This is a genomic window from Levilactobacillus cerevisiae (assembly GCF_003946245.1).
GTDB lineage: Bacteria > Bacillota > Bacilli > Lactobacillales > Lactobacillaceae > Levilactobacillus > Levilactobacillus cerevisiae.
The window spans coordinates 51,579-66,488 of record NZ_RHNN01000022.1; the positions used below are offsets into that span (position 1 = coordinate 51,579).

Below are 14,910 nucleotides of genomic sequence, written 5' to 3' on the forward strand. Positions count from 1 at the left end.
GGTGATGACCAGCAAAAGACGATTACCCAGCGACTAAAGGTTCTGTAAGACCATGATAATTGGGACGACGATGATGAAGAGCACAGATGTGGAAACCACGATGTTCGTTGCAAACTTCACGTCGCTGTGGTACGTATTTGCTAAGATTGGCAGTACGGCCAAAGATGGTGTTGCGGCTTGAATAATCAGCGTTTGTTGGAAGACCCCGCCAATGTGAACACCCACGTGGAGGCCACAGAAGATGATGATTGCCATAATGATTGGGGAAACGACGAAGCGGCCCAGCAGGGTGCTGATCACGTTGCCGTCAAAGCGCATGTTGAGAATCCCAAAGCGCTTCAACATAATCCCAATGTAAATCAATGATAGCGGTGTTACCAGCGCACCAATGTCCGTTAAGGCAGTGGTGGCGAAGGTCAATTTCATCAGGCCACTTTCCCAGCCCGGAATGTAAATGAATGGCAGGGAGATAATGAAGCCCCAGAGTGGCGTTGGAATCAAGTGGTGCCAGTCAAAACTGGCTTTGTTACCGCCGTCACGGTCAATTGTGGGGTCATCCCCAGCAATTACCCAAACACCTAACGTCCAGATAATAACCGTGTTAACGATGTAGTACGTCAGTAAGTAAGGCACGGAGACTTGGCCAAACAGTGCGACGTTCAAAGGCATCCCAATGAACACGGTGTTGGCACCGTTAATCGCCGTCATCATCAAGCCACGGCGACCACGAGGAACGTGAACGACCCGAACGAAGGCCCAAGCAACCAAGTAACCGACCAGAATGGAGATGATCGTGTAAATAACCCCGGTTGACAGCGTAGCCAATTTCGATGGGTTGAAGAATTTCATCATTGCCATGAAGATTGACGCTGGCAAAGAAATTTGCATAATTAATTTTGACAGTGAGCCGGAGAATTTTTCATCGAACCAGCCCTTTTGTTGGCCGTAATAACCCACAGCGATCATCAGAACAATTGCGAGGACACTTTGAATTGACGTTAAGAAAATACTCATAAGACTAAACTTCCTTTATCAGCAATTTATTTTGCGGCAGCCATGATGGCTTTGGTAACGGTTGCGACAACCCCTTCGTCAAAGACGCCTGGCACGATGCGGTCAGCGGTTGGTTGGGCAACGAGGCTGGCCAATGCTTTGGCAGCTGTGGCTTCGATGTCGAGATCGACGCGCTTCAAACCACTTCTGAGCAGGCCCTTAAACAATCCAGGGAAGACTAAGATGTTGTTAACTTGGTTGGCGTATTGGCTAGAACCAGTAGCGATGACCTTGGCACCAGCATCAGCGGCGACTTGGGGGTCAATTTCTGGCTTAGGATTTGCTAACGCGAAGATGATGGGATCCGCGGCCATCCGCTTGACTTGGTCGGCAGAGAGCACGTCGGCGTCGGACAGGCCAATGAAGACGTCCTGACCGTCGATGATGTCATCGAGCGTGGTGCCGGTCACGTCTAAGCCAATTTGCTTGGCCAGGCCGGTTTGATAGGCGTTGTAGCCGGTTGAATCGGGTTGAACGACCCCGTCGATATCGACTAAGGTAATGTTGTTCATCCCAATCCCGTTCAGCAGCTTGGCGGTGGCAACCCCAGAAGCGCCAACACCATTTAAGACAACCTTCAAGTCCTTCAGAGGCTTGTTTACAACCTTGGCGGCATTGATCAACCCGGCAAGAACAACAATGGCTGTCCCCTCTTGGTCATCATGGTAAACGGGGATGTCTAACTGTGCGGCCAGCTGCTCTTCAATTTCAAAGCAACGGGGTGCGGCGATATCTTCCAGGTGAACCCCGGCAAATGAAAGGGATAAGTTCTTGATGGATTTGACGAAATCGTCGACTGGCACCTGGTTGACGGCCAATGGTAAGGCATTGACGCCAGCTAAGTCCTTGTATAAGAGTGCTTTGCCTTCAACAACTGGTAGCCCACCGGCAGGACCGATGTTCCCCAGGCCCAAGACGGCTGAACCATCGGTGACGACGGCAACTAACTTACCGCTCATGGTCAATTTATCCTTCAATTCAGGATTCTGTTCAATGGCCTTAGAAATCTGGGCAACACCTGGTGTGTAAGCCTTTCCGAGGTCGGTCTTGTTCTTGACGGCCATTTCGGCGCCAATCTCAAGTACCCCCGTATTTTCCTCATGGAGCTCAACAATCTCATCCTTGTCCATTAAGTTCATTCCTTTCTATTTCCACATCTAAATTTTACGTAATGACTATCTCGTGTATCTTTTAACAAGGCTCATCTTACTCGCATTTTTTAAATATTGCAAATTTTTATTTTATTTTTGACATATTTAAAAACATTCGTTTAAAATGTTAAAATAAGTGAAGCCGTTTTAAGCAAAGTTGGCCTATTTAACAATTTTCACGATAATTTAGCCACCGTTTCACCGGTTTTGACGTCAATCAGCCAGTCACTTCACGAGTTGCCCAGCTAAATCATAGTTGCTTGCAGGGTTGGCGATACCCAAAGTACTCGCCTTAGTTCCGCTTCCTGCCAAACCAACTCACACCCCAGGTTAATTGCTAAAATGGTATACTTACTTTTGTGTAGGCTGGAGAGCGTAACCTTACTCTGAAGATTTCTTTCATCTTACTCGCAGATATGAGCTGAAATGGTACTGAGCCATGTTTGCTGGCCTTTCGAGTCACGCTGACGCTCTCGTAGTAGCGTGTTCTTGGCGACCGCAGTGCGGACCAACGCAACTCGATTAACTAATAATGACTGTCATAAATCACTTAACTTTTCACATAAAAATTTGAACTCATAGTGGAGGACTGCAGTATGGAAAATAATTTAACCCATGAGGAACTGCTCGTTTTGATTGCGCAGGATTACTACTACGGTAGCCTGCCCATCTCGGATATTGCCCGTAAATATAATCTGAGCCGTTACCTCATCACCAAGGACCTCGACGAAGCGCTCAAGGCCGGCATTGTTTCCATCCAAATCAACGCCCCCGTGGCGCGAAACTTTCAATTGGAAACGGAATTTAAAAAGGCGTTTGATATTCCCCACGTCGCCATTCTCCGCGGCGATGGTAATTCCGACACGAACGCCAGCAACATCGTCGTTTACGCAGCGGAACGCATCGAACAGCTGATCACCGAAAGCCACGTGGTCGGCCTGGCCTGGGGCAGCACGGTCCACAGTATCATCGACCATTTCAAATCGAAACTACAAGAGGACCTAACGTTCACCCAATTCGTCGGTGAGAATATGAAATACAACTCGCGGACTGGTTCCACCCGGATGGTCGAACACGCGGCCTCGCGCTTTGAGGCTGACTACGTGACGTTGCCGGCCCCGCTGTACGTGACCAACCAAACGGTTCACGACCTCCTGCCGAAAGAGCCCGCCCTCCAACGGACGATGGTGATTGCCTCACGGATGGACATGTTATTCTGTGGGATTGGCACGATTTCATCGATCGACTCGATTCCCATTTGGAAGACGGCCAAGGACCAGATTTTCCCCGGCGTTGATACCAGCCAGATTGCGGGTATGCTGTTCGGCCGGCCCTATGACATTCACGGAAACTTTTTGATTCCGGAAAAGGACACCGTCGTCGGCATCTCAATCGACGAAGTATTAGCGACTCCCCGCCGTTTTGCCGTGATCAAGAGCAAGTTTAAGACCTATGCGGCACTGGGCGCGTTGCGAGGAAAATTGTTGACGGATCTCGTGATCGACGAAGGGATCGCCCAACGGATTTTGACTGCGAACAAAGAAGTTTAAGCGCAAATGAAAAAGGTATCAGGTGACGCCCCTATTCCTGGGAAATCAGCTGATACCTTTTCTGTTCAGATAACATTTTTAAAGTGTCTTCAAAAAGTCCAATAGAATCTGGTTGAATGCCGCTGGCTGTTCCGCCATGACCACGTGACCGGCATGGGGCACCACTTTTGCCGTGCCGTTGTGCGCCATGCCCGCACTGGCCGCCGCAAAGTCACTGTTAAAGTACGGCGACTCCTGCCCAGCCACGATTAGGAGTGGCGCCTGCAAATGAATCAACACATCTCGCCAATCCTGGGCGGCGTGGTCAATCAATAAGGGCACGTTCATTGCTGCATCATACGGATGGGCCGCACTGGCCGCCTTAACCTGGGCGTAGACGGCATCGTCAATGGGACCCGCTGTTGATTTTCCAAGTGGTGCCATCAACAGGGCCGGGAAGGTTTCCCATGTGAGGTCCTTAAAACCGTATGACCAGCCCTCTTCCGCCACCATTTTAGGACTCTGGTCAACGTCGATGACGGCCTTGACCCGCTGCTCACCAAATAATGAGAGGTAGGCAAAGAAGGTCGCTGCACCCAACGAATTGCCCAGTAAAATAACCTGATCCAACTCAAGCTCATCCATGAGTTCCGCCACGTCCATGGCATGCCGAGTAATTCGCCGACCATAAATCGTGTGCGCCGAGGCCCCCTGGTTACGGGCGTCAAGGTTGATGACCCGATAACCGGCCGCGATTAGGCGGGGAATCTGGGCCGCCCAAATGACACGACTGCCACCAATCCCGGTCAGAATAACAATGGGTACGCCCGTCCCTTCATCGTCATAACTTAAGGTCACACCATCATTTGTTTTAAACTGCATTTGTCGCCGCCCCTTTTCAAATTGTCATTTAGTTTACGGCTAACTGCCGTGGGGGTCAAGCTGACGGTGTGGGGTGATGGGATTACTATTTTTTTGAGTAGGCATCTAATTTTCACTCTAGCTCATCAACTCTACTTCAAGCTCACCAATTCTACTTCAAGCTCACCAATTCTACTTCAAGCTCACCAATTCTACTTCAAGCTCACCAATTCTACTTCAAGCTCACCAATTCTACTTCAAGCTCACCAATTCTACTTCAAGCTCACCAATTCTACTTCAAGCTCACCAATTCTACTTCAAGTTCACCAATTCTACTTCAAGCTCACCACACCGTACTTGTCATCATATTCACCACAAGTCTCTTAGTTCCACTTCCACTTCACTTCCCCAACCATTCCTTAAAACAACCGCGGTTCCTCATTCAAAAAGACTTTCAAAAATCGTTCCGCCAACTGTGAACTGTCAAATTCCAGCGCGGAACTTTCCTGTGCATGAAAGAGGAGTTGCTGGTAATCGTACCAGACTGCTTTACCATCAATAATTAACGTGTTTAACGCCTGCGAACTTTCGACAATTTTCACATCCCGCAAGTCTTTGCATGCCTGCAAAACCTTCGGCAAGCACACTACTGTCACCTTTGGCCCTTGCAATTTCTTCAAAAAGCCAATGATGGCTGGATGATCTGACGTTACTCCCACAACAATTCCAGTCGCGCTGTTTTGAATGTCGGCTTGTAGTTTCCCTAAACCTGGTTTTCCACTTCTGAATTGTACAACGGATTGCGCTTCATTGGATTTAATTTGATAGTGAAGTTCACGGTAGGTTTTTTGCCGCTTCTGATACATTTTCGCCAGCATCGGAACAAATAAATCGACGTAGTCATAAACAATCAGGTCGGATTTATTTTCTAAATCCCGATTCAACCGTCCTAAATACTGCTCAACGCTCCCCTTCCAGGAAACTGGCATTGCCAACAGTAACGTATCTATTGTATGAACGTCAAACCCCTCACCCACGTAACTTCCTGTCGCCAAGATTACGTAGGGTGTCTGACACGCCTTGATCTCTTGAATGTTTTGTTGATTGATCTTAGGTTTCTGTCTACCAGACAACTCAAAAACCACTAACTCTGACTGTGAGCTTAATGCCAACTTCAATATATCAATTTGCTCCAGCCGTTGCGTCAACACCAGTTGGTGCTTCCCTTGTTTGAAGTTAGCTAGAATATCTGTCGCAATCAATTGATTGCGATCACGGTCATTAATCATTGCCTCATAGTTGTCCTGCATGCTATTTTGATTCATCACACCCCCGTTTAACTCACCCATACTAGTCGTTCGTAAGACAACGGTTCGATTCGTTTTAAGCAATTGCTTTTCATCGGTTTTCGCTGTTTGATAAGCAATTTTTCCCGCACGCATAAAGATGATTGGGTCCCAACCATCCCGACGATACGGCGTGGCAGACAATCCATAGATATATCGTGCTGGGGATTGCTTAATCACCTCGTCAAAGGTCACAGCGGCTAAGTGATGGACTTCATCCACAATAACCATTCCATAATGATTTAAAAACTCAGGGAGGTTAGCCATCCGACTCAGCGTTTGAACCGTTGCGACATCTACTAATCGACTAGCGGATTTATGATTACCAAAATAAGTACCAATCACGGACTTTTTCTTCTTCCGGCCCGTCTTGGTCAGCTCGACCCAGGGCTCATCCGTAATCGTTAGAAATTGTTGTAACTGCTGACACCACTGATGAGCCAATTCACGATTATTCACAATAATTAGAGTGCTCACAGCCCGCTCGGCAATTAAACTGGCAGCAATGACCGTCTTACCAAATCCGGTTCTAGCAGCCAGGACGCCCATGTTCTGGGACAATAAAGCTTTCTGTGCCGCAAGCTGGTCGGGTCGGAGTTCTCCCTTAAAACTCACATGTAGTGATTGCCCTGCCTCAGTCTCATCAATAAACTCCGGTTGTGGTAGCCGGTCTGTCAAAAACCACTCAATGCCACGCGGTAAAACTAAGTACTTTTCTTGATGACTCGCCAATGAAACGTACCGTGGCGTGTCCCAAGTACTGAACCGTTGCTTTTGCTTTTGATAAAAGTCAGGATTATTAAACGTCGCTGCCCAGCGCAATGCGTTGACCTGACTGGCATTCAATTCGGTCATATCAATGTATAGCTGATCACGGCGAATAATTTTCACACCAGGCTTGATGGCTAACAAGTCATCCTTTAACAAATCCGGTTCATATGTGTCCAATTGCTGGAAAAGTCTAAAGGTATTTCCCTCTTCCAGTTTGGCAATCGCAGCCTTGACCAATCTTTCATCCACCAATTTTATCTGTGCTAAAAAAGTCCACTGGTTTGGGTATGGCTTGAAATCTCCATCAATGAATAAACTATTCCCCAACTTGACGCGTTGATACTGTAACGACGCCGCAATCAGGTTACCAAAGCCTTTCTGCGTCAAATGATCCTGACTTGGAAACAATCGGTCAAAGGCTGAGAATGAGATATCAGGATTAATAGCCATCGCTCGTTTTAAAATGGCTTGGCCTAATTGACGCGCTAACTCCGCCACAATCTTATGTGCAAAGAAGATCCACAAATGTGCGCCATTCCCTGACTGAGAACGCTCAACCGCCACGGAAATAGTCGCCTGATGGCAGACCTTGCATAACGACTTTGTGATCTCTTGCCAATTATGCTTATCAACATCAATCACTAAGAAATTGGTTGTATCATCCTTTAGCAACGGGTATAGCCCGATGAAAATTTTTCCTTTTAGATGTTCCCTTACAACTTCATCAGTCAGCGGCAACAGATCATCACGGTTGGGCCGACCGTCGATAAAACCAGTGGCTGGGCTGTATACATCCTTCTGGGCCTTCTTGTTGTAATACCGTTTAGCGTAAATATCAGACCGAGCATTAAATCGTGAGCGATAGAGTTCAATCTTCTGCTGACTAGTCAATCCAACTTCACGAACCGGCTCATCGACCACAACCACTCGCTGCTCAAAGCTACTGAGTGGCTCCACCATAATTTCTTGCGTCTGGCAGACAATATAGACCGCCTCCTTCTCGCCAGTGAGGCGATTCGTGGCGATAGCTTTCAAGCGATATTGATTACCTGCAGCATCCTGATATTGCCAGTCCAAATGGCATCCTCCTCAATTTAAATCGTTGCTTTGATTGTAAACGATTACAGCACGCTAAGACATCTTTTTATTAATGATTGTCGCTAAAAGTGGTAACTAACTGTCATTTAAGACGGTCAGTCAACAGATTTTTCAGATTTATCTGTTAAAGGTCTCAAAATATTGACGACCACCAGAACCAACTATCTCTTACATCGCTCCCACAAAGTCCTATAATAAAGTCAGCGAAAAAAAGGAGAACCCACCAATGAAAGCCTTACCAACCTACCAACAAGAAGATCAAACCATCACGTTTCACTACCCCGCCGGCGACCTGCAGTTAACCGTTCTGACGCCCGAAATTGTTCGGGTCTACCAGTATCGCGGCAACGACGGTACTTCCTACGCCATCGAGGGCGCCAAGCAGACGCCAACGCCGTTTACCCTGACCACCGCCGCTGATCACTACACCTTGACCACCAGCGCGTTGACGCTCAATCTCGATGCTGACCGGCACCTCGACGTTTATGATGCCCAGGGGAACGCCCTCGTCACCGACTACCGGGGTGAACGCACGCTACTCGACAAAGGGGTCGACAAGGTTCACGAGCGCCTGGTCGAGGCCGAGGGCCACAGCGTGACCAAGTCCACGACCAAGGCCAATACCAGTTACTACGAGGTTACCAAAAATCTGGCGCCCGACGAACAGCTCTACGGCCTGGGTGACAAGACCGGTTACCTTGATAAACGGGGCTTTGAGTACGACAACTGGAACGTCGACTACCCGGACCCGCAGCTGGAAATTTTACCCAACATTTACAAGTCCATCCCCATCATGCTGGGCCTGAAGAACGGCCATCCGTACGGCTTATTTTTCGACAACACCTACAAGAGTCACTTTGACATGGGCAAGGAAAGCGACGACTATTACTTCTACTCCGCCGTTGACGGGAACCTCGACTACTACATTATCGGCGGGGCCACGTTGAAGGCCGTCGTCACCAACTATACCTATTTGACCGGCCGGACCCCGTTGCCGCAGAAATGGACGCTGGGCTATCAACAATCCCGTTGGGGCTACAGTGCCAGCGAGGCCGAGGTTCAAGCGATTGCCGATGGCCTCAAGCAACACGACCTCCCCTGTGACGCGATTCACTTTGACGTCGACTACATGCGCGGCTACCGGGTCTTCACCTGGGATCACACCAAGTACGCCGACCCGAAGCGGTTTGTCGCCAGCCTAAAGGACCAGGGCATCAAGGTGATTCCCATCATCGATCCCGGCGTCAAACAGGATCCCGACTACGACGTCTACGCCGCGGGTGTTAAAAACAATTATTTTGTGAAAACGCCTGCCGGTAAGGTCTACATCAACAAAGTTTGGCCCGGCGATTCGGCATTTCCCGACTTCGGTCGCCCCGACGTCCGCCAGTGGTGGGCCAACAACAATCAATTTTTGACCGACATGGGCGTCGGCGGTGTCTGGATCGACATGAACGAACCCGCTACGTTTGAAGGCGAAATTCCAGACGACGTGGTCTTCCACGACCAGAACACGCCAGCGACCCACAAGAAGATGCACAACGTTTACGGCCACAACATGGCCAAGGCCACTTACGCCGGCTTGAAGGCGCAACAGGGCAAGCGCCCCTACGTCATCACCCGGGCGGCTTACGCGGGAACGCAGAAGTATTCGACCGTTTGGACCGGCGACAACCGCAGCATGTGGCCTCACCTGCAAATGATGATTCCCCAGCTCTGCAACTTAGGGCTGAGTGGATTCAGCTTCGTCGGCACCGACATCGGTGGCTTTGCATCCGACTCCTCGGCCGAGCTGTTGACCCGCTGGATTGAGGCTGCCATTTTCAGTCCGCTGTTGCGTAACCACGCGGCCATGGGCACCCGGCATCAAGAGCCGTGGAGTTTCGGCGAACCAACGTTAACGATTTATCGTAAATACCTGAAACTGCGCTACCGCTTTATCCCCTACCTCTACGACCTGTTTGCGCAGGAAGCGGCCAACGGTCTGCCAATCATGCGGCCACTGGTCTTGAATTACCCAGCGGACAGCCGCGTGCGGGACCTGGACGATGAATTCATGGTTGGTGACACCGTGCTGGTCGCCCCCATCGTGCAGAAATCCAAAATCAACCGCACCGTTTATCTCCCGGCCGGCGACTGGATCGACTTCTGGAACAACCGCGAGTACCCGGGCAACCAAGACATTCTGGTCGACGCACCCCTGGACAAGCTGCCGCTATTTATCAAGAAGGACACGCTGTTGCCGTGGGGCCAAGAAGTCAGCCACGTTGCCGCAACACCCGACGCGACCATGACCTTCAAGGCTTTCGGCCAAAATGCCCGCTACGACCACTACCAAGATAACGGCCAGGACTTTGCTTATGAGAATGGCGAGTTCAACCGCTATACGATTACGGTGGCCAATGGTGAAGCCAGCGTGCAAATAACGCACCAAGGTTTTGCGCCCGTTTACCAGACGATCACGATTGATTTGCCAGCCGATGCCGTCACGCTCACCTATGACGCGGCTAGTCACACGTATCGGGCTTAGGTCGATGTGGTGTGTGACCCGTCGTCAGTTTATCAACAACTTGCCAACTAGCTTAACCACTTAACGGTTAACCAAAAACCCTGTAGAATCAGCGAAAACAGCCGCTGACTTTACGGGGTTTTTACATGCGTTTTTGTTTAGAGAAAATTTCATTCCTGTCTCACCGACCTGACAGTCGAAGTATTGTAACATATTTCAAAGAATCGTAACCATACTTAGTTACGATTCTCAAAGAGTTGTTACAATACTCCGCTACAGACTGGTGTATCAAGATTTAGAGCGCCTAATAACCTATCAATCGGTCCAGCTACAAGCACGCCATCCCAATCTCCACAAAAAATCCCAACGAATTTTCCCAACTTGATTCACATCAAGTTAATCCCCCCCAATCGCAGGCATAATGGGTACATAAACAAGGAACGCCAAACCAATTACTTAAGAACGAACATTAGAAAGGATGCTACCCATGAAATTTCAACGTTATATTTACAGCCATACCAATCCCATTACCTTCTGGTCTGCCGGCTTGATTATCCTCGGCTTCCTGAACACCTGGTTCACCCACGTGCCTTACGTGACCGACGTTGCCTGGATCATCGCCTCCGTGATTGCGGCCGCCCCCATCGTCTTGCGGGCCATCAGCGCGTTGAAAGCCAAGGTCTTCAGCATTGAACTCCTGGTCGGCATCGCCGTCATCGGTGCGTTTGCCATCGGTGAATTTGAAGAATCAGCCATCGTGACCTTCCTCTTTCTCTTCGGTTCTTACCTCGAACAGAAAACGCTGGCCAAGACCCGTGGCGCCATTCAATCATTGACGGAAATGGCCCCAACGACCGCACAACTGGTCAATGACGACGGCACGACTGAAGAAGTCGACGTCGATGACCTGGAAGAAGGCAACGTCGTCCTAGTCAAGGCCGGTGGCCAAGTGCCCGTCGATGGTAAAATCGTGGACGGCACTGGTTACGTCAACGAAGCCTCGATTACCGGTGAATCCCGGCCGGTTAATAAGCAAAATGGTGATGGCGTTTACTCCGGCGCCATGGTTGAAAGTGGCACCCTGACCATCGAAGCCACCCAAGTCGGTGACGAGACGACCTTCTCCAAGATTATCGAACTGGTCGAAGAAGCCCAAGACACCAAGTCCCCCGCTGAAAAGTTCATTGATAAATTTGCGCAGTACTATACACCGGCCGTCCTGGTGATTGCCATTCTGGTTTTCGTTTTCTCCCGTGACCTGCGTTTGGCCATCACTGTCCTAGTCCTCGGTTGCCCCGGTGCCTTGGTGATTGGTGCCCCCGTGTCTAACGTGGCCGGCATCGGTAACGGCGCCAAGAACGGTATCCTAATCAAGGGTGGCGACGTGGTCGAAAGCCTCGCTAAGGTTGATACCATTGTCTTTGACAAGACCGGTACCCTGACTACTGGTAAAATGACGGTCGCCGGCATGCAACAATATACGAACGATGCTTCCCTCTTAGCCGGCGTCGCTCAGGTTGAACAGACCTCCGATCACCCCTTAGCCCAGGCCATCGTCGCCCACTTGAGCGCCCATTTACCAGCCGACGCTAGCGCCATGGAAACGGAAACCATCAAGGGCCGCGGCATGGTCGGCAATTGGCACGACAGCGACCTGTACGTTGGTAACGCCGCTTTACTCAAGGACAACGGCATCACCTTGACTGACGCCCAACTCAGCGACCTGCACGAGATGCAAGACGAAGGCCAATCAACCGTCCTGGTCGGTTACCAAGGCCAACTCGCCTTTATCCTGGGCGTGGCCGACACGGTTCGTCCCGAAGTTCCAGCGGCCTTAGCAGCTTTGAAACGTCAAGGAATCAAGCACCTGGTCATGTTGACCGGTGACAACCAAGCGACCGCCTCAGCCGTTGCGGAATCCCTGGGTATTGACGAGGTTCACGCCGACTTACTGCCAGCCGACAAGGTGACCTTTGTGAAGAAGTTCCAAGACAGCGGTCGGAACGTGGCCTTCGTGGGCGACGGCATCAACGACAGCCCGTCCCTGGCCACCGCCAGCGTTGGCATTGCCATGGGTGGCGGGACCGACGTCGCCATTGAAACGGCCGATGTCGTCCTGATGCAATCCAGCTTCACCGCTCTGAACCACGCGGTCGGCTTGGCCAAGAAGACCTCCGCCAACACCAAGGAAAACATCACCATCGCCATCTTGACGGTCGCCTTCCTGTTGATTGGCCTGGTCTACGGTTACATCTACATGGCCAGTGGGATGTTCGTCCACGAAGCCTCCATCCTGGTCGTCATCTTCAACGCGATGCGCCTGATTGGCTACAAGCCCCGCGGCACCAAGGAACCCAAGCCAGTGGCCCAACAGTTAGCCACGAACTAGCCGCAGCGTTTTCCTGAAAAATTAGTTCCGCACCCTAAGCGTTCACTGCCATCCCCAATCGGTTGGTAGCGAGGGCTTTTTATTTTTTTACTAATGGCACGTTTCCCTTGCTAGGCCTCACTTTTGGCAACCGGTTGTCTAGTCCATTTGAAAATAATTCACAAATTGCTTGTCATTTGTGTAAAAAAGTTGCACAATAAGCTCATACATGTGAAACAGTTCACTTTAATCTATGGAGGTAATTCAGATGGCTCATCGTTTAGACGGAAAAGTTGCAATCGTTACGGGTGGTACGCTTGGTATTGGTTTAGCTATCGCTACCAAGTTTGTTGAAGAAGGCGCCAAGGTGATGATCACTGGTCGTCACAGCGATGTTGGTGAAAAAGCTGCTAAAGGAATTGGGACACCAGATGTCATCCAATTCTTCCAACACGATTCTTCTGACGAAGACGGTTGGGTGAAGCTGTTTGACGCAACCGAAAAGGCTTTCGGCCCCGTTTCCACGATTGTGAACAACGCCGGCATCGCCGTGAACAAGAGCGTTGAAGAAACCACGACTGAAGAATGGCGCAAGCTGCTTTCCGTTAACTTGGATGGGGTCTTCTTCGGTACCCGTTTGGGAATTCAACGGATGAAGAACAAGGGCTTGGGTGCTTCCATCATCAACATGTCCTCCATTGAAGGCTTCGTCGGTGACCCTAGCTTGGGCGCCTACAACGCTTCCAAGGGTGCTGTGCGGATCATGTCCAAGTCAGCCGCCCTCGACTGTGCCTTGAAGGACTACGATGTGCGGGTCAACACCGTGCACCCCGGCTACATCAAGACGCCACTGGTTGACGACTTACCAGGTGCCGAAGCAGCCATGTCTGCCCGCACCAAGACGCCAATGGGCCACATCGGTGAACCTAACGATATCGCCTACATCTGTGTCTACTTGGCTTCCAACGAGTCCAAGTTTGCGACCGGCTCCGAATTTGTCGTTGACGGTGGGTACACGGCGCAATAAATTTAATGATAAAAATGAGGGCCGCTGGCGATGGCTGGCGGCCTTTTTCTGTGGGGTGAGATTGCAAGGATTGCTGACGGGTTATGTTTGGCTGGTCCACCTGCGGCTTCCAGGGAGCTCCGCCTGCTGTGGGGCCGGTTCCAGCCATAGAGCGGGCTTCCACCTCAACTTTGAGCCGCGAAGGTGCTGCGTCTCAAAGATTGGCCCACGGTGTAAGCTGGCAGAGCATCAGCTAACACCGTCGACACAGCTGGCTCCGTCCCTGGCTTCCTCCGGTTCACACTGCTGGTCGATTTTAACCGTGTATAAAAGCAAACCCACAGCACAAAAATAAGACACAGACCCTATCCGCAAGATAGTAGTCTGTGCCTTTACTGTGTTTCTTTAATTTTATGCTTAATTCCCCACGCCAGAGTTGCGCCAATCCTATTGGTTAGGCGCAACATGAACCGCAAGGCTGGTGAAAATGAGCCAATGGGTTAGGTTAACTCCCGTGAGGCCGAGAACACCCATGTAGAGTGACCAGAGGCGAGTCAAGGTGCCCAGCTGTGTCGATGGCATTAGCTGAGTGAATTTTCTCAGCTTAGGCCATGGGACGACCTTGGAAACTCACGGGTTTCAGTGAGGTTTCAAGTCGAGGCGGAAGACCGCCCCACAGGCTGGAGCCGGGCCCCACAGCAGGGCACCTTGAGCTCGCTGCCGGGAACGAACTTCACGACAGTGTTGGCTCCAAGCGGCCGCCCACAGCGATCCGGTCTCATTTTCACCAGCCACGCCGTAGTTAAACCTTGTTGGCGTAACACTTCAGCCCGCAGCCGACGCCCAGATACAGCAGGTAACCGCTGATCATCGGACTCAAGCCGACCCCGACCAGCAACGCGTAGCCGCTCATACTGACGACGCCCAGCAGGCCGCTCAAGCAGGTGATGCCGCGGAAACGAATCCAAAATAGACTGATGGCAAAGATGACGGTTGCCGCTGACGTTAGCTCCCAGAGAACAATTTCGTTGGTCGCCGCATCCCCGTACGTCAGCGTCATGTTGTTGACCATGTCGCCCCACGCCAGGCACCCGGCAATCACAATGCCAATAATTCCTAAGATTATTAAACTCATTTTAAGGGGTCTCTGTCAAATCGTATTGGTGGAGATTTTGAACGGCACATTCACTTCGGTGAATGTGCTTTTTGTTTACTCAT

The 14,910-nt window shown here is 50.5% G+C and carries 9 protein-coding genes; 4 read left to right on the forward strand and 5 right to left on the reverse strand.

Features of this window, described 5'->3' with window-relative positions:
• Positions 1-33 precede the first annotated feature (33 nt).
• Both EKM99_RS10975 and EKM99_RS10980 read right to left on the reverse strand, forming a co-directional pair.
• Entirely contained in the window at positions 34-1,014 is a 981-nt protein-coding gene (locus tag EKM99_RS10975; protein ID WP_125583464.1) for an AEC family transporter, read from the reverse strand.
• A gap of 26 nt (positions 1,015-1,040) precedes the next feature.
• Positions 1,041-2,183 (reverse strand): NAD(P)-dependent malic enzyme, encoded by a 1,143-nt coding sequence (locus EKM99_RS10980; RefSeq protein ID WP_125583465.1) that lies wholly within the window; start codon positions 2,181-2,183, stop codon positions 1,041-1,043.
• Positions 2,184-2,800: 617 nt separating this feature from the next.
• Between EKM99_RS10980 and EKM99_RS10985 the strand changes: the two genes are divergently transcribed.
• Positions 2,801-3,754, forward strand: coding sequence for a sugar-binding transcriptional regulator (locus EKM99_RS10985; RefSeq protein ID WP_125583466.1), 954 nt, complete (start codon positions 2,801-2,803; stop codon positions 3,752-3,754).
• 78 nt (positions 3,755-3,832) lie between these two features.
• On the opposite strand, the gene EKM99_RS10990 is transcribed toward EKM99_RS10985, so the two are convergent.
• Together EKM99_RS10990 and EKM99_RS10995 are read right to left on the reverse strand one after the other, a co-directional pair.
• Positions 3,833-4,615, reverse strand: a complete 783-nt coding sequence (locus tag EKM99_RS10990) for an alpha/beta fold hydrolase (RefSeq protein ID WP_125583467.1) — start codon at positions 4,613-4,615, stop codon at positions 3,833-3,835.
• Positions 4,616-5,013: 398 nt separating this feature from the next.
• On the reverse strand, positions 5,014-7,788 hold the full coding sequence (locus EKM99_RS10995; RefSeq protein ID WP_125583468.1) for a DEAD/DEAH box helicase: 2,775 nt from the start codon (positions 7,786-7,788) through the stop codon (positions 5,014-5,016).
• Between the two features lie 247 nt (positions 7,789-8,035).
• Between EKM99_RS10995 and EKM99_RS11000 the strand changes: the two genes are divergently transcribed.
• From EKM99_RS11000 to EKM99_RS11010, 3 genes are all read left to right on the forward strand, one after another.
• Positions 8,036-10,339 carry a glycoside hydrolase family 31 protein gene (locus tag EKM99_RS11000; protein ID WP_125583469.1) on the forward strand — a complete coding sequence of 768 codons (2,304 nt, stop codon included), beginning with the start codon at positions 8,036-8,038 and terminating at the stop codon, positions 10,337-10,339.
• Between the two features lie 466 nt (positions 10,340-10,805).
• Complete coding sequence (locus tag EKM99_RS11005; RefSeq protein WP_125583470.1) at positions 10,806-12,707, forward strand: heavy metal translocating P-type ATPase; 1,902 nt, start codon at positions 10,806-10,808, stop codon at positions 12,705-12,707.
• 247 nt (positions 12,708-12,954) lie between these two features.
• Positions 12,955-13,713: an SDR family oxidoreductase gene (locus tag EKM99_RS11010; RefSeq protein WP_125583471.1), complete on the forward strand. Its 759-nt coding sequence runs from the start codon at positions 12,955-12,957 to the stop codon at positions 13,711-13,713.
• Positions 13,714-14,494: 781 nt separating this feature from the next.
• Here the strand turns inward: EKM99_RS11010 and EKM99_RS11015 are convergent.
• A complete protein-coding gene (locus tag EKM99_RS11015; protein WP_125583472.1) occupies positions 14,495-14,827 on the reverse strand; it encodes a hypothetical protein in 333 nt (110 codons plus the stop codon).
• Between the last annotated feature and the right edge of the window lie 83 nt (positions 14,828-14,910).

Coding starts and splice junctions, on each gene's coding strand:
- EKM99_RS10975 (WP_125583464.1), bottom strand. CDS start 1,014: ATGAGTATTTTCTTAACGTCAATTCAAAGTGTCCTCGCAATTGTTCTG.
- EKM99_RS10980 (WP_125583465.1), bottom strand. CDS start 2,183: ATGGACAAGGATGAGATTGTTGAGCTCCATGAGGAAAATACGGGGGTA.
- EKM99_RS10985 (WP_125583466.1), top strand. CDS start 2,801: ATGGAAAATAATTTAACCCATGAGGAACTGCTCGTTTTGATTGCGCAG.
- EKM99_RS10990 (WP_125583467.1), bottom strand. CDS start 4,615: ATGCAGTTTAAAACAAATGATGGTGTGACCTTAAGTTATGACGATGAA.
- EKM99_RS11000 (WP_125583469.1), top strand. CDS start 8,036: ATGAAAGCCTTACCAACCTACCAACAAGAAGATCAAACCATCACGTTT.
- EKM99_RS11005 (WP_125583470.1), top strand. CDS start 10,806: ATGAAATTTCAACGTTATATTTACAGCCATACCAATCCCATTACCTTC.
- EKM99_RS11010 (WP_125583471.1), top strand. CDS start 12,955: ATGGCTCATCGTTTAGACGGAAAAGTTGCAATCGTTACGGGTGGTACG.
- EKM99_RS11015 (WP_125583472.1), bottom strand. CDS start 14,827: ATGAGTTTAATAATCTTAGGAATTATTGGCATTGTGATTGCCGGGTGC.